Source organism: Demequina sediminicola, from assembly GCF_000975055.1.
In the GTDB taxonomy this organism is placed as follows: Bacteria; Actinomycetota; Actinomycetes; order Actinomycetales; family Demequinaceae; genus Demequina; species Demequina sediminicola.
This window is the reverse complement of the sequence record NZ_BBRB01000004.1, coordinates 173,562-187,769: the sequence shown is the minus strand read 5'-3', so window position 1 is coordinate 187,769 and position 14,208 is coordinate 173,562. Positions and strand designations below refer to the sequence as shown.

The following is a 14,208-nucleotide window of genomic DNA, read 5'->3' as shown; positions in this document are numbered from 1 at the left end:
GTGGCAGTCTCACTCGAGCACGAACGCGCCTTGTGGGATGCCGGTGCCTGCATCATCGCCGGTATCGACGAGGTGGGCCGTGGCGCACTCGCGGGGCCCGTCACGGTAGGTCTGTGTGCGGTGAGCCGATGCTCGACGTGGCCCGAGGGGTTAGCCGACTCTAAGAGGCTCTCGGCGCCACGCCGCACCCGGATGGTCGCCGCTCTTGCCGAGCATCGCGAGAATGACCACTCTCCCGCGGGCTTTGGATTAGCGCGCGTCGTGGCTCACTCCTCCGCAGAAGAGATCGATGACCTGGGAATCGTGGGTGCATTGCGTTTGGCAGGAATGCGCGGTCTTGCACAGCTCCAGGCAATGGATGTCGATGTCGACGCCGTGCTCCTTGACGGCAAACACGACTGGCTGACCCTTCCCGAGCCCGATCTCTTCGCTAGCGTCGAGCCAGAGACCACCGCGGCATCGGCTCTCTATCCCAAGGTGGCCGTGCCGCCGGTGACCATGGTGATCAAAGGAGACGATCTGTGCGCCTCGATTGCCGCGGCCTCCATCGGCGCCAAAGTTGAACGCGATTCCATCATGACGCAAGCCCACGGGCAGCATCCTGAGTACGGCTGGAGCGGGAACAAAGGGTACGGCGCTGCCGGGCACCTCGATGCGCTGCGCCGACTCGGTGCAACACCGTGGCATCGGCGGTCCTGGAATCTTCCCGCCCACACCCCCGGGATGGCCTCGTGATGAGCACCGGGCTCGATCGCCCGGCGCGCCGCTCACGCTCCTGGGTGCCTTGCACGCGAAGATGTGTACGTGAGCAGTGACGACCTAGAGAGCTACGAGACCGCCGCCGAACTCGCGTTGTATCGCGAATATCGTGATGTGGTGGGTCTTTTCCGCTACGTCGTGGAGACTGACCGCCGCTTCTACCTGTGCAACAAGGTGGACATGCAGGTGCGGACCTCCGGCGCGGATGTCTACTTCGAGGTCCACATGACCGATGCCTGGGTGTGGGACGTGTACCGCTCCGCCCGCCTTGTGAAGAATGTGCGTGTGGTGACGTTCAAGGACGTCAACATCGAAGAGCTCGCGCAAGATGACGCAATGCCGGACCTACGCCAGCTCAGAGGCCGCTAACCGGCATTGAAAGCCGGCCGTCACTAGGGTGACACTATGGCCTCCCCGAACGTGACCGCCCACCCTCGTAGCGGCATCGTCCCCATGTTTATCGGGCTCATGACAGCAATGTTGCTGTCGGCCCTTGACCAGACCATGTTTGCCACCGCACTGCCCACGATTGTGGGTGAGCTGGGCGGCGTGAACCTCATGCTGTGGGTGACCACGGCATACATTCTGGCCGCCACCATCACGATGCCGATCTACGGCAAGATGGGCGACCTGATTGGTCGGAAAGGTCTGTTGATCGCGGCCATCGCGGTCTTCATCATCGGTTCCGTGGTTGGCGCCCTCGCTACGGATATGCCTGAACTGATTGCTGGTCGCGCAATTCAAGGCATCGGTGGCGGCGGCCTGATGGTTCTCTCGCAGGCGATCATCGCGGACGTCATTCCCGCCCGCGAGCGTGGCCGCTATATGGGCGTGCTGGGTTCTGTCTACGCGTTTTCTTCTGTCGCGGGACCGTTGTTGGGCGGATGGTTCACAGAGACCATCGGTTGGCAGTGGTGTTTGTGGATCAACATTCCCCTGGGTTTGCTTGCGATCGGATCGGTCACGTTCTTCCTCCACCCACCAAAGGTGGAGCGACGCAAGGTCAAGCCAGACATCGCTGGAATGATGCTGTTGGCCATCGCCACGTCATCGCTCGTGTTGACGACGTCGTGGGGCGGCCACCAGTACGACTGGGTGTCGCCCATGATCATCGGACTGTGTGTGCTGACGGTGGCATCTGGTGTGGCCTTCGTGGCAGTCGAGCGCCGCGCCGAGGAGCCGGTGCTCCCGCTCGACCTGTTCCGCAAGCGCAACTTTGTGCTCACCACAGCGGCCGGGCTGCTCATCGGTGTCGCGATGTTTGGCACGTTGACCTACATGCCCACCTACATGCAGATGGTGACGGGTGTGGACGCCACGGTGGCCGGGCTGTTGTTGGTTCCCATGATGGGCACGATGCTCGTGACATCGATTCTGGCGGGCCGCGCCGTGACACGGACCGGGAAATACAAGAACCTCCTGATCGCCGGCGCTGGCACGGCCACACTGGCGCTATTCCTGATGTCGACGATGGTGTGGGACGAACCCATTTGGCTCACCTGCCTGTACCTGGCGATCCTGGGCCTCGGACTGGGTATGACGATGCAGAATCTAGTTCTCGTCGTCCAGAACACGTTCCCGCTGTCCGTCGTGGGGACGGCCACGTCAGCAAACAACTATTTCCGGCAGATCGGTGCGTCGTTAGGTGCGGCGTTTGTCGGTTCGATGTTCACAGCGCGTCTGACTGGTCTCTTAGGGGAGCGCTTGCCAGCCGATGCGGTGGAGCAGTCCGGTCAGGACTTTAACTCGATCACACCGGAGATTGTGTCGGAGTTACCGAATCCGTACCACGACATCGTCGTGAGCTCGTATAACGATGCGCTCGCTCCGGTTCTGGGGTGGATTGCGCCGCTGACGTTGGGGGCGATGGTGTTGCTGATGTTCGTTCGTGAAGTGCCGCTGCGCACGACGACGGATCGGGACGTCGTGGTGGGGGACAGGGACGGCATGCTTGATTCCGACTATGGGGCTCCCGTGACCGGCGAAGTGCGCGAGGTGATCTTGACGGATGTGCGTGAGGAGGCTCGCTCGCGCATGGCGGAGCTAGATTCCGAGGTCGCGGAACTGCATCGGCACAACGAAGACAGTGGTGGCGCGCGCCGCACTGACCCGCCGACTCACCCTGGCTCGCCGCCTCGCTCAGACCCGCCGCCTCGTACGTAGGCGGCCTCAGCGCGAGGTTTCGTGCTGCTCGCTTGCGCATCCACGAGGAACTGCAAAGAATAGTTTGCAAAGATTTCTTTGTGGTTCTAGTCTGAATGCATGAGTACAGAACGTCACCTCGATTCCAGCGCCATCAAGGGACTTGCCCACCCCCTGCGCGTGGCCATCATTGACGAGCTGCAATCAGGGCCTGCAACGGCCAGTGTCCTCGCCGAGGCACTTGGCGAGTCCACAGGGTCCACGAGCTATCACCTCCGCCAACTTTCTCGTCATGGATTCATTGAAGATGACCCAGGACACCTCAGCGGGCGCGAGCGGTGGTGGCGCCTCGTGCCAGGTAGCATGCGGGTCGACGTCGAGTCGATGCGAGACGAGCCCATCACGAGTGCGCCAGCGGTCATGGTGTCACGTCAGTTCATCGCTCAACGCGCTGCGCGTATCGACGACTTCCTTGCGCATGGCGCCCAGGTACTCGATGCGGAGTGGCACGAGGCGGCGACACTCACAGGCACCACGGCATCGTTGACGTTGCAGGAAACCCGCGATCTCGCAGACTTGCTGGAGCGCACCATGCGTGAATTCATGGAACCGCTTACCGGTCGTGAGGCGCCCGAGGGTGCTCGTCGAGTCGCCGCGCACGCCAACGTCTTCCCCCTCATCGGCCGAACCGACACCGCAGCCCAGCCCCAAGGGTCTCCGGGGACGTCCGATGTCTAGCCCACGAGTCGCGCCAGAGCGCGTGAGCGAGAGCGAAGGCCTCGGGCGGGGGTTTGGGACCCTGTTCGCCGCCGCCGTCAGCTCAAACCTGGCCGACGGCATCGGCCGGCTGGCCATTCCGCTCACTGCGGTGGCTCTCACCACTAACCCTGTCAGCATCGGCTTGCTTACCGCTTTGACGTATGTGCCGTGGCTCGTGTTCGGAGTGCCGGCGGGCATGATCGTCGATCGGATCGATCGGCGCGTGGCGATGGCCGTTGCCAATGGTCTACGTATGGTGACTGCAGCCGTAGTCGCAGTGGCTATTGCCTCTGGGCAGATCAACATTGCGGTGCTCGCAGTAGCGACTCTCGTGTTTGGTATGGGCGAGACGCTCTTCGACAACGCGACCACGGCAATGGTGCCGTCGTTGGTGCGGCGTCCGCTGTTGGGTCGCGCCAACGGCCGGATTCAGGCAGCGCAAGTAGGCGTCGACATGTTCGTTGCGACACCCGTATCTGGCCTGTTGTATGCGCTCGCGGTTGCCTTGCCGATGATCGTGTCCGCCTCGGGGTATGTCATCGCGGCGCTGCTGGTTCTTGCTCTCCCCATGGCCGCAGCGCGTGCGAAGGTAGCGCCGGGTGAGGAGGGAAAACACGTTCCGTTGCGCGTGGCATGGAACTTCCTGCGCCATCACCACTACCTGCGCGCGGTGGTGATGACCACCGCCGCCGTGGGTGCGTTTATTGCTTTGGCACAGGCGGTCACCGTGCTGCTCTTTGTCGAGCGATTCGGTGTGGAACCTGCCGGTGTGGGGCTTGTGACCGCTGGCATCGGCGTTGGCGGCTTGACGGGGTCGCTTGTCGCGAGCCGGGTGGTGTCCAGAGTCGGGTTCGGCTGGACATTGTTCGCGGGCTCGATGCTCGGTGGAGTTGGGCTGCTCGTGGTGGGGCTAGCGGCCGACCTTTGGCTAGCGGTGCCTGCATACGCGGTCAGTGGCTTTGGTATCTCGATGTGGAACGTGCCGTGGGCGACGTTGAGGCAAATGCTGACTCCTGAGCAGATTCTGGGCCGGGTTGTCGGGATGATCCGGACGTTGACGTGGTCGTTGATGCCCATCGCGACCATGGCGGGGGCATGGCTCGCGAAGTCGGAACTCAACGTGCCATTCATCGTGGGCGGGGTCGGTGTGATCGGGGTGACGGTGCTCGCGGCCCGGCTGTTGTTGCGGGCCGATGCCGAGATCTCGTCGAGTTCCCCGGTGCTGCCTGCGTAGGGGGCTGGCGCGCAACCCGAACGTGCGTCCCCAGGCAGGGGCCGCAGCGGGGCTTGTCCACGAATGCGAGAGCAGAGCTGTGCCCACGTGATCGCACTCGGCATGCTCCTCGTGGAGGTGGCGCATGAGCGTGACGCAACAAGTAGGTCGCTACGGGGAGTCCGTCGCGGCGCAATGGATGCAGGACCATGGCTGGCGGGTCCTCGAACGCAACTGGAGATGCCGGTTCGGCGAGATCGACGTGATCGCCGTTGACGGTGACACGTTGGTCATTGCCGAGGTGAAAACCCGGCGCACCCGCAGCGCGGGATTGCCGCAGGAGGCTGTGACCCGAGACAAACTCCACCGTCTCCGGGCTCTCGCGGCACAGTGGCTTCACCAGGACCCTCGGCGGTGGCGGTCTGTGCGAGTGGACGTCTTCGCGGTGTCCGTGGCGAGGGCCGGTGCCGCCAAAGTCGAGCACCTGCGAGGTGTCGAGTGATAGGCCGTACCCGTTCCGTGGTGTTGACGGGGCTCGCGGGGCATGTGATCGAGGTGGAGGCGCACGTTGCTCAAGGCCTCCCGGCGTTTACGCTCGTCGGTCTGCCCGATGCGTCCCTGAGCGAGGCGCGTGATCGTGTGCGGGCAGCATGGTCGTCGAGCGGCATCACGTGGCCCGCCCGGCGTGTGACAGTGAACCTGACTCCGGCTTCGCTACCCAAGTCGGGCGCTGGGACGGACCTCGCTGTCGCAGTCGCCGTGATGGCGGCGGCTGGAGAAGTGGACCCGGCGAGGGCTGCCGCCAGCGCTCATATCGGCGAACTCGGGCTTGATGGTCGGGTGCGGGCTGTCCGTGGAATCCTCCCGGCTGTAGCGGCGGCGGCTCACGCCGGAGTTGAGCGCGTGGTGGTTCCCGAGGACAACGTGGCGGAGGCGGCACTCATCCCCGGCATCGACGTGCGTGGAGTGGCCCACTTGGGTGAGGTGGCTCAGGAGTATGGCAACCGGGATGCAACTGTGTCGGCGGATGCGCCGGCCGCGCTCCATGAAGTGCCGGCAGTGATGCGGGACCACGCGCCGGATATGGCCGATGTTCGTGGTCAACCCGAAGCGCGCGCTGCACTGGAGGTCGCGGCCGCGGGTGGGCATCACCTCCTCATGGTGGGCCCGCCCGGTGCGGGTAAGACCATGTTGGCGAGCCGATTGCCGGGGCTGCTTCCGCCGTTGAGCGATAGTGACGCGATCGACGTGACTGCGATTCATTCTCTGTCGGGGACTTTCAATCCTGACGAGGGGCTGATCCGGCGCGCTCCGTACGAGGCGCCGCATCATTCAGCCACAGCCGCGTCCATCGTCGGGGGAGGTAGTGCGTGGGCGCGGCCTGGAGCGATCTCTCGCTCTCACGGCGGCGTGCTCTTCCTGGACGAGGCACCCGAGTTTTCGGCGCGAGTGCTGCAGACGCTGCGTCAACCGCTTGAACACGGAGAAGTCGTGATCCATCGTGCGCTCGGAGCTGCTCGCTATCCGGCCCGTTTCCAATTGGTGATGGCGGCCAACCCCTGCCCCTGTGGCAACTTTGTCGACTCAGGAGCGAACTGCACCTGCACTCCGCTGACGCGCCGCCGGTACTTCTCGCGCCTGTCGGGGCCGCTTCTTGACCGTATCGACTTACAGGTTGAAGTACGCCCAGTGCGAAGAGGGTTCGACGAGGTAGGGGAAGACACCGCGACCGTCGCTGCGCGGGTGAAAGCCGCGCGGGATCGCGCTGAGTCGCGCTTACGCGACCACGAATGGACATCGAATTCCCAAGTGTCAGGTCGCTGGTTGCGAGAGCACACCCGCGCCTCGGCCACGCGCGATCTCATGTCTGCGCTTGATCGAGGTGCTGTGACGGCGCGTGGAGTCGACCGGGCACTGCGTGTGGCCTGGACTCTTGCTGACCTTGATTCGCGGGACGAGCCCAGTTCGAGTGACGTGGCCGCAGCTCTCGCACTACGCACCAGGAGTGCGAGATGACGGAGCCTGAAGTGAACCCGATGGCCGACGAGGACCACCGCGAGGCAGCACGCCGTGCCTTGGTGGTGTGGTCCGCGATTGCAGAGCCTGGTGACAATGCCGCAGGCTGGATCGTCGACACCCTCGGTCCGGTTGCCGCATTGGACTGGCTCCTCATGGGCGGCGAGGGAGACGAGGGACAGCGGGTTCGCCGTGAGGAACTGGCCGTCATTCCTATGCCTCGGGAGGTTGCCGCTGCGGTCAAAGCCTCGGAACGATGGCATCGCCGCGCGCGTGACGCGCACTGTGACATCCTGCTGCACCGCGCGCAGGTATGCGGGGCGCGCGTCGTCACCCGGGTCGACTCTGAGTGGCCATCATGCCTGGACTCGCTCGGCTCTCTCGCGCCCTACTCCTTATGGATCAGAGGAGGTGCTGTCCTCACAGACGTCTGGCCGTCCGGAGTGGCGCTCGTGGGTGCACGATCGGCGACGGCATATGGAGAGCATGTTGCGGCAGATCTTGCCTGCGGCGTTGTCGACGCAGGCCGTGCGGTGATCTCAGGGGGCGCGTTCGGCATCGATGCGCGAGCCCACCGTGCTGCGCTCGCGGCGGGCGGTGTCACGGTCGCACTGCTGGCTGGGGGAGTGGACCGGCTCTATCCCGCGGCCAATGCGGATCTTCTGACAGCTGTCATGCGTGACGGGGCTCTGGTGTCGGAGGTTCCGCCGGGGCACGCCCCCATGCGTTCGCGATTCTTGCAGCGCAACCGTCTGATTGCGTCGAGCGCGGCCACGGTGGTCGTCGAGGCGGCGATGCGCTCAGGCGCGCTGTCAACGGCCCGGCATGCCGCGGCCATGCACCGCCCGGTGGGTGCTGTCCCGGGGCCGGTGACCTCCGCGTCATCGGCGGGGTGTCATGCCCTGGTGCGTGAGAACGCGGCCGTGTTGGTGGCGCGCCCCGCGGATGTGCTGGAGTTAGTGGCTCCCCTCGAGGCGTGTCTACCCCTCGAGCTCGGCAGCGCAACTCACCGCATCGACTTTGCTCATCCGCACGACAGGGCGGTCTTCGATGTCGTCGGTGGCCGCGGTCTCACCACAGACGAGGCCTCCTACCGGGCAGGACTCACAGGTCGTGAGGTGCTCGCAAGCCTCGGACGCCTCGAGTTAGTGGGAGCCGTCGAGCGGTGCGGCGCCACATGGCGCCGCATCTAACGACTCTAAACCTCATCAAAACTCATCAAACCGCCACTCGGGTGGGTGAAAGTTCGAGATTAATGTGACAAATGTTACTCAAGGGGTTGATTTGACTCATGTGACCCTGCCACGATGTCGATATGACCCGAACGGCCGTAGTTGACGCGAGCACCGCGCTCGCGCGATTCGATAGATACCTGCGCCATCAGCGCGGTCTATCGGAAAACACGGTGCGCGCCTACCACGGTGATGTTGCCCACCTTGTCGCCTTCGTGGCAGGGCCGGACGGGGATGCTGACACGGTCCTGCCTAAAGTGACGTTGACGGATCTTCGCGCATGGCTCGCTGACATGTCGACGAGCGGGCTCTCCCGCACCACAATGGCGCGTCGCGGCGCCGCCGCCCGCACGTTCTACGCATGGGCAGTCAAGGTGGGGATTGCTCAGGCAAATCCCGCGGCGCGTCTCGCGTCAGCTCGTCCAGCGAGGACTTTGCCGGTGGTGGTGAGCGAGGCAGACGTCGTCTCGATGCTGGAGCTCGCCCGCACCCGTTGCGACGACGGTGACCTGCTTCACCTTCGCGACTGGGCTGTCGCGGAACTCTTGTACGCGACCGGCATGCGCGTCGGCGAACTCGCCGGTGCGAACATCGGCGACCTTGACTTTGACGAGCGACTCATCCGGGTGCGCGGTAAGGGCAACAAAGAGCGGATGGTGCCGTTTGGAGTTCCCGCGGCCACCGCGGTGAAGTCGTGGCTCGAGAACGGCCGGCCCGCGCTCGTCGCTCCCCACACCGACGACGCCCTGATGTTGGGCCGGCGCGGAAAGCGCGCGGATCAGCGCCAGTTGCGCGACGCCATCCACCACCTGTGCCGCGAGGCTGAAATCCCTGACGTTGCGCCGCACGCGCTTCGTCACAGCATCGCGACCCACCTCCTTACGGAGGGAACCGATTTGCGTTCAGTGCAAGAAGTGTTGGGGCACAGCAGCCTCAACACCACTCAGCGCTATACGCATGTATCCACCAAGCGGCTGAGGGCCGCATACGCACTCGCGCACCCGCGCGCCTGAGGGGAAACCATGACGAACGTGAAAAACGCTGCCGCACGCACGGCGCAGTCCGCTATGGATGCGGCCAACGCCGTGGACGCCGGGCAACTCGAAGCCTGGTGGGAAACCTTGCATGGCGTGCAGGACGATGCGGCCAAGACCGCCCGTGACGCGCTCATCACCCATTACTCGGGACTGGTGTCGCAGGTGGCGTCGCGCATGATTGGGCGCCTTCCGGACACCGTTGAGTTGGCCGACCTGGTTTCGTACGGGTTCTTCGGACTGATCGACGCGGTGGAGAAGTTTGAACTGTCTCGCGGCTATAAGTTCGAGACCTACGCATCCCAGCGGATTCGCGGGGCAATCATTGATGAACTGCGGGCCGCGGACTGGGTACCTCGCTCCGTGCGCTCCAAGGCCAAGACCGTTGAGCAGGCAACCCGAGCTCTCGAGCAGTCATTGATGCGTCCAGTGACTGACGATGACGTGGCTCAACAGTTGGGTTGGTCGAGTGGAGAGGTGCGCACGGTGCGCGCACAGGTCGCGCTGTCCCATGTGGCTGCGTTGGACGGCATGGTTGCCGGTGGCGATAACAGTGCGCTTGACGCGACGCAGGACCTTGCTCTACCCGAGGCGTCCGCTCCGGTTGAAGACCAGGAAGTGCGGGCACTTCTGGCCTCCGCAATTCAAGGTGTCCGTGACCGCGAGCAGGAAGTACTGCGTCTGTATTACTTCGACAACCTCACGCTCGCCCAGATTGGTCAGATTCTCGGAGTGACAGAGTCGCGCGTGTCCCAGATTCATTCGGGGGCCGTGAAGAAGTTGCGAGAGTCCCTGATGCGGACCGGAGCGTTCTAGGCGCTGACGGCGGCGTCATCTCCGGCTAGCCGACTTCAAGGAGCCGGATGGGACCCAGATTTGCCAGCACATCGAGCGGGTTGATGTAGTCACCGTGCTCGCGTACGCCCCAGTGCACGCACGTGGTCGGGGCGCAGTGTCCGTCGCCGTTCGCGACCTGCCCTACAGCGTCACCGCGCATCACGACGGCACCTACCTCAAGATGTGTCGTGACAGGTTCGAACGAACTCACCAGGCCGTCGGCGTGCGTCACCGTCATGACCGGACGCGAGACAACGTAGCCCGCGAATGTCACTGTTCCCGCAGCAGGCGCGAGCACGGGATCTCCCACCGTCGCGGACATATCAATGCCGCGATGACCTGGATGCCATGGCTTGCTCGGGATGCGCGCCGGTGCCATCAACGTCCACGCAGTAAGCGGTGCACTCAACACGGTGGCGCCGTCATCGCCAGTAACCTCGAAGGGCACAGGCTCGCTGGGCACGTGCGCGGCCTCGGGGGAGTGCGCTGGCGCTACCGGCAGTACGAGTGCCAATGTTGTGGCAACGGTTGTTGCGATTCTTATGGGTGAGGCCATGTGTCCATCTGAGCGCTCGGCTACTTGCGCTGCACAGGAGCAACGAGGTTCGTGGATTCTTGAGAACCGATTCCGCGCCCGTGGACAACGGTGATTGTGCCTTGTGGCAGGTCGCGGGGAGAGTAAAGCGTCAGGTATCATTGCTCCTGCGTTCGGCATGCCCGAATGACATCGCGCACCCTTTCGCGTTCCTCGTCGCAACCGCGGCAAGAAGCGCGCCGGGACAAGCAAGGTCCGAGTCCGCTCGGTGCTTGACCCGCGTGGGTGCCAGGGACGAGTGCTACGCAGCATTTGTCGTCAACCGAAACGCGGGTCAGCGACCCGCCTAAGCAAGGCACACAACTGTGTGCGGATAAGGACAGCCATGGCCGTCGTGACCATGCGCGAGCTGCTCGATTCAGGAGTCCACTTCGGACACCAGACCAGCCGCTGGAACCCCAAGATGAAGCGCTTCATTTTCACCGAGCGCAACGGCATCTACATCATTGACTTGCAGCAGTCGCTCGGCAAGATCGACGCTGCCTACTCCTTCGTGCGCGACACCGTCGCGCACGGTGGTTCGGTGCTCTTCGTCGGCACCAAGCGCCAGGCACAGGAGTCCATCGCTGCAGAAGCAAAGCGCGTGGGCATGCCTTACGTCAACGAGCGCTGGCTCGGCGGAATGCTGACCAACTTCCAGACTGTCTCGAAGCGCATCACGCGCCTCAAGGAACTGGAAGAGATTGACTTCGACGACGTCGCCGGCTCGGGCCGCACCAAGAAGGAACTGCTTGGTCTGCGCCGCGAGAAGGAGAAGCTCGACAAGGTTCTCGGCGGAATCCGCGACATGGGCAAGGTTCCCTCCGTCGTGTGGATCGTCGACACCAACAAGGAACACCTCGCTGTGGACGAAGCCCGCAAGCTTGGTGTGCCCGTCGTCGGCATCCTCGACTCCAACTGTGACCCAGACCAGGTCACCTACGGCATTCCTGGAAACGACGACGCTATTCGCGCCGTTGGTCTGCTCACCCGTGTGATCGCAGACGCATGTGCCGAGGGTCTGCGCATCCGCCACACGCCTAAGGGTGACGAGAGCGACGCCGAGGGCGAAGCTGAGCCGCTGGCTGAGTGGGAGAACGAGGTCCTCGAAGGCAAGACGGACGATGCTGCCGCGGAGAAGACCGCAGAAGCACCTGCCGCTGACGCCAAGGAAGCAGAAGAGAAGCCTGCTGCCAAGAAGGCTCCTGCGAAGAAGCCTGCAGCGAAGAAGCCTGCTGCCAAGAAGGCAGCCGACAAGGCCGACGCGGAGGCCCCTGAGGCCGCTGCTGCCGGCGACGACAAGTAAGGAGCGCCATCCATGGCTAACTACACCGTTGCCGACATCCAGGCACTGCGCGAGCGCACCGGCGCTGGCATGCTCGACGTCAAGAAGGCTCTCGACGAGGCGGAAGGCGACCTGGACAAGGCCGTCGACATTCTTCGCGTCAAGGGACTCAAGGGCGTCACCAAGCGTGAGGGCCGTGCGGCTTCCGAGGGCCTGGTCATTGCTTCCATCAAGGACGCCGACGGCGGCCAGGTGGGCACGCTGATCGAGCTCAACTCCGAGACCGACTTCGTGGCGAAGAACGAGAAGTTCGTGGCGCTGGCGAACCAGGTATTGGTAGCTGTTGAGGCTGCTGGCGTTGACTCGGCCGAGGCCGCGCTCGCAGCAGACATTGACGGCAAGTCGATCCAGGAGTTCATCGACGAGAACGCCGGCATTCTGGGTGAGAAGATCGTCCTGCGCCGTGTTGCTCGCATCGAGGCTCCTGTCGTGACCGAGTACCTGCACCGCACCAACAAGGACCTCCCGGCACAGGTGGGCGTGCTCGTTGGCTCGGATGCCAAGGGCGGCGAGGTCGCACGCGACATCGCTATGCACATCGCTGCATACTCGCCTAGCTACCTCGTTCGCGAGGATGTCCCCGAGGAGACCGTCGCCAACGAGCGTCGCGTCGCGGAGGAGACGGCCAAGGCTGAAGGTAAGCCTGAGCAGGCTCTGCCCAAGATCATTGAAGGCCGTCTCACGGGCTTCTTCAAGGAGAACACCCTGGTTGACCAGGCCTTCGCGAAGGACTCCAAGCAGACTGTCGGCCAGGTCATTGAGGCTTCTGGCGGCGAGGTGACTGCGTTCGCCCGCTTCCGTGTGGGAGCCTAATTTCTACTCTCTGATTCAGTAAACGCGCCGCTACGCCTAGGAGGACTTTCATGCCCGACGACTCTGACATGACGACGGGTGAGGAAGTCTCTCCAGCGCAGCGGCGCGTTTTGCTGAAACTCTCAGGAGAAATGTTCGGTGGCGGGGCCGTCGGACTCGATCCTGATGTGGTGTCGCGAGTGGCACGCGAGATCGCAGATGCCGTGAGTGAGGGTGTGCAGGTGTGCATCGTCGTTGGCGGCGGCAATTTCTTCCGGGGTGCGGAGCTTTCCCAACGTGGGATGGAGCGCGCACGTGCGGACTACATGGGCATGTTGGGCACAGTGATGAACGCCCTCGCCCTCCAAGACTTTCTTGAGCAGGCGGGTGTCGATACCCGTGTGCAGACTGCGATCACCATGGGGCAGGTCGCAGAGGCGTACATCCCCCGTCGAGCCATGCGTCACCTCGAGAAGGGCCGCGTCGTGATTTTCGGTGCAGGCGCTGGCATGCCGTACTTCTCCACAGACACGGTGTCGGTCCAGCGTGCGCTTGAGACTCGCTGCACTGAGGTCATCATGGGTAAGAACGGTGTCGATGCGGTCTACACCGCGGATCCGCGCACTCACCCTGACGCCGAGCGTTTGGAACACATCACTTACCGCGAGGCGCTTCAGAAGAACCTGCAGGTCATGGATGCCGCAGCGTTCTCGCTCAGTATGGAAAACGCAATGCCGATGGTCGTTTTTGGCCTTGAAGAAGAAGGCAACGTCACCCGTGCGCTGATGGGTGAAAGAATTGGGACCCTGGTCACCGCGTAGGCGGTGCGCCCCTTCATTTTTAGGAGAATGTCATGATCGACGAGATCTTGCTTGAGGCCGAAGAGAACATGGACACGGCCGTCCACGTGGCCAAAGACAACTTTGCGAGCATTCGCTCCGGCCAGGCGTCGGCTTCGATGTTCGCGAACATCACTGTCGACTACTACGGCGCCCCCACGCCATTGCAGCAGCTGGCGTCGATCAGCATTCCAGAGGCCCGTATGGTCCTGATTGCGCCGTACGACGCTGGCGCCAAGAAGGAGATCGAGACTGCACTGCGCAACTCGGATCTGGGCATTAATCCATCAGACGACGGCACGGTACTGCGTATCAACATGCCTCAGTTGACCGAGGAACGCCGTCGCGACTACGTCAAACTTGCCAAGTCGAAGGCTGAAGACGCCAAGGTGACGATCCGAAACATGCGCCGCAAGGGCAAGGATCAGATCGACGCTGCCGTGAAGGATGGCGAAGTCGGCGAAGACGAGGGTTCGCGCGCGGAGAAGGAACTCGACGGCTTGACGAAGAAGCACGTTGACGCGATCGACGTACTGCTCGGCCACAAGGAGAGCGAACTGCTTGAGGTCTGACACTGAGGTGTCGGACCATCAGCGGTAGTCCCTATGAGTCCTTTTCGACGGCGGAACGCAGAGGAAGAACCCATTCCTGCCTCGACCCGGCGGG

The 14,208-nt window shown here is 63.5% G+C and carries 15 protein-coding genes; 14 read left to right on the top strand and 1 reads right to left on the bottom strand.

Annotation, left to right across the window (positions count from 1 at the left end):
- From rnhB to AOP79_RS09350, 10 genes are all read left to right on the top strand, one after another.
- Positions 1 to 735: a ribonuclease HII gene (rnhB, locus tag AOP79_RS09395; protein ID WP_062072895.1), complete on the top strand. Its 735-nt coding sequence runs from the start codon at positions 1 to 3 to the stop codon at positions 733 to 735.
- A 69-nt stretch (positions 736 to 804) separates the two neighbouring features.
- A complete protein-coding gene (locus AOP79_RS09390; RefSeq protein ID WP_062072893.1) occupies positions 805 to 1,128 on the top strand; it encodes a DUF2469 domain-containing protein in 324 nt (107 codons plus the stop codon).
- Positions 1,129 to 1,164: 36 nt separating this feature from the next.
- Complete coding sequence (locus AOP79_RS09385) at positions 1,165 to 2,922, top strand: MDR family MFS transporter (RefSeq protein ID WP_082093527.1); 1,758 nt, start codon at positions 1,165 to 1,167, stop codon at positions 2,920 to 2,922.
- Positions 2,923 to 3,021: 99 nt separating this feature from the next.
- Entirely contained in the window at positions 3,022 to 3,639 is a 618-nt protein-coding gene (locus AOP79_RS09380) for a winged helix-turn-helix domain-containing protein (protein WP_062072891.1), read from the top strand.
- Complete coding sequence (locus tag AOP79_RS09375; protein ID WP_082093526.1) at positions 3,632 to 4,894, top strand: MFS transporter; 1,263 nt, start codon at positions 3,632 to 3,634, stop codon at positions 4,892 to 4,894. The genes AOP79_RS09380 and AOP79_RS09375 overlap by 8 nt, the downstream gene beginning before the upstream one ends.
- A gap of 124 nt (positions 4,895 to 5,018) precedes the next feature.
- Entirely contained in the window at positions 5,019 to 5,375 is a 357-nt protein-coding gene (locus AOP79_RS09370; protein WP_062072887.1) for a YraN family protein, read from the top strand.
- Positions 5,372 to 6,889, top strand: coding sequence for a YifB family Mg chelatase-like AAA ATPase (locus tag AOP79_RS09365; RefSeq protein WP_062072884.1), 1,518 nt, complete (start codon positions 5,372 to 5,374; stop codon positions 6,887 to 6,889). Before AOP79_RS09370 ends, AOP79_RS09365 begins: the two co-directional genes overlap by 4 nt.
- Positions 6,886 to 8,082: a DNA-processing protein DprA gene (gene dprA / locus AOP79_RS09360; protein ID WP_062072882.1), complete on the top strand. Its 1,197-nt coding sequence runs from the start codon at positions 6,886 to 6,888 to the stop codon at positions 8,080 to 8,082. The genes AOP79_RS09365 and dprA overlap by 4 nt, the downstream gene beginning before the upstream one ends.
- 122 nt (positions 8,083 to 8,204) lie before the next feature.
- On the top strand, positions 8,205 to 9,134 hold the full coding sequence (locus AOP79_RS09355) for a tyrosine recombinase XerC (protein ID WP_062072880.1): 930 nt from the start codon (positions 8,205 to 8,207) through the stop codon (positions 9,132 to 9,134).
- A gap of 9 nt (positions 9,135 to 9,143) precedes the next feature.
- Positions 9,144 to 9,971, top strand: a complete 828-nt coding sequence (locus tag AOP79_RS09350) for a FliA/WhiG family RNA polymerase sigma factor (RefSeq protein ID WP_062072879.1) — start codon at positions 9,144 to 9,146, stop codon at positions 9,969 to 9,971.
- Positions 9,972 to 9,996: 25 nt separating this feature from the next.
- On the opposite strand, the gene AOP79_RS09345 is transcribed toward AOP79_RS09350, so the two are convergent.
- Entirely contained in the window at positions 9,997 to 10,548 is a 552-nt protein-coding gene (locus AOP79_RS09345) for a M23 family metallopeptidase (RefSeq protein WP_062072876.1), read from the bottom strand.
- Between the two features lie 364 nt (positions 10,549 to 10,912).
- Here AOP79_RS09345 and rpsB point away from each other — a divergent pair, with 364 nt between their 5' ends.
- The 4 genes from rpsB to frr are packed head-to-tail and all read left to right on the top strand — an operon-like array spanning position 10,913 to position 14,114.
- Positions 10,913 to 11,872 (top strand): 30S ribosomal protein S2, encoded by a 960-nt coding sequence (gene rpsB / locus AOP79_RS09340; protein ID WP_062072874.1) that lies wholly within the window; start codon positions 10,913 to 10,915, stop codon positions 11,870 to 11,872.
- 12 nt (positions 11,873 to 11,884) lie between these two features.
- On the top strand, positions 11,885 to 12,724 hold the full coding sequence (gene tsf / locus AOP79_RS09335) for a translation elongation factor Ts (RefSeq protein WP_062072872.1): 840 nt from the start codon (positions 11,885 to 11,887) through the stop codon (positions 12,722 to 12,724).
- A gap of 50 nt (positions 12,725 to 12,774) precedes the next feature.
- Positions 12,775 to 13,524 carry a UMP kinase gene (gene pyrH, locus AOP79_RS09330; protein WP_236683362.1) on the top strand — a complete coding sequence of 250 codons (750 nt, stop codon included), beginning with the start codon at positions 12,775 to 12,777 and terminating at the stop codon, positions 13,522 to 13,524.
- 32 nt (positions 13,525 to 13,556) lie between these two features.
- Positions 13,557 to 14,114, top strand: coding sequence for a ribosome recycling factor (frr, locus tag AOP79_RS09325; protein WP_062072870.1), 558 nt, complete (start codon positions 13,557 to 13,559; stop codon positions 14,112 to 14,114).
- Positions 14,115 to 14,208 lie beyond the last annotated feature (94 nt).

Bases quoted from the DNA above. Each gene is read 5' to 3' on its own strand.
- dprA (WP_062072882.1), top strand. From the start codon at position 6,886: ATGACGGAGCCTGAAGTGAACCCGATGGCCGACGAGGACCACCGCGAG.
- AOP79_RS09350 (WP_062072879.1), top strand. From the start codon at position 9,144: ATGACGAACGTGAAAAACGCTGCCGCACGCACGGCGCAGTCCGCTATG.
- AOP79_RS09345 (WP_062072876.1), bottom strand. From the start codon at position 10,548: ATGGCCTCACCCATAAGAATCGCAACAACCGTTGCCACAACATTGGCA.
- pyrH (WP_236683362.1), top strand. From the start codon at position 12,775: ATGCCCGACGACTCTGACATGACGACGGGTGAGGAAGTCTCTCCAGCG.
- AOP79_RS09385 (WP_082093527.1), top strand. From the start codon at position 1,165: ATGGCCTCCCCGAACGTGACCGCCCACCCTCGTAGCGGCATCGTCCCC.
- AOP79_RS09370 (WP_062072887.1), top strand. From the start codon at position 5,019: ATGAGCGTGACGCAACAAGTAGGTCGCTACGGGGAGTCCGTCGCGGCG.
- rpsB (WP_062072874.1), top strand. From the start codon at position 10,913: ATGGCCGTCGTGACCATGCGCGAGCTGCTCGATTCAGGAGTCCACTTC.
- AOP79_RS09355 (WP_062072880.1), top strand. From the start codon at position 8,205: ATGACCCGAACGGCCGTAGTTGACGCGAGCACCGCGCTCGCGCGATTC.
- frr (WP_062072870.1), top strand. From the start codon at position 13,557: ATGATCGACGAGATCTTGCTTGAGGCCGAAGAGAACATGGACACGGCC.
- AOP79_RS09375 (WP_082093526.1), top strand. From the start codon at position 3,632: ATGTCTAGCCCACGAGTCGCGCCAGAGCGCGTGAGCGAGAGCGAAGGC.
- AOP79_RS09380 (WP_062072891.1), top strand. From the start codon at position 3,022: ATGAGTACAGAACGTCACCTCGATTCCAGCGCCATCAAGGGACTTGCC.
- tsf (WP_062072872.1), top strand. From the start codon at position 11,885: ATGGCTAACTACACCGTTGCCGACATCCAGGCACTGCGCGAGCGCACC.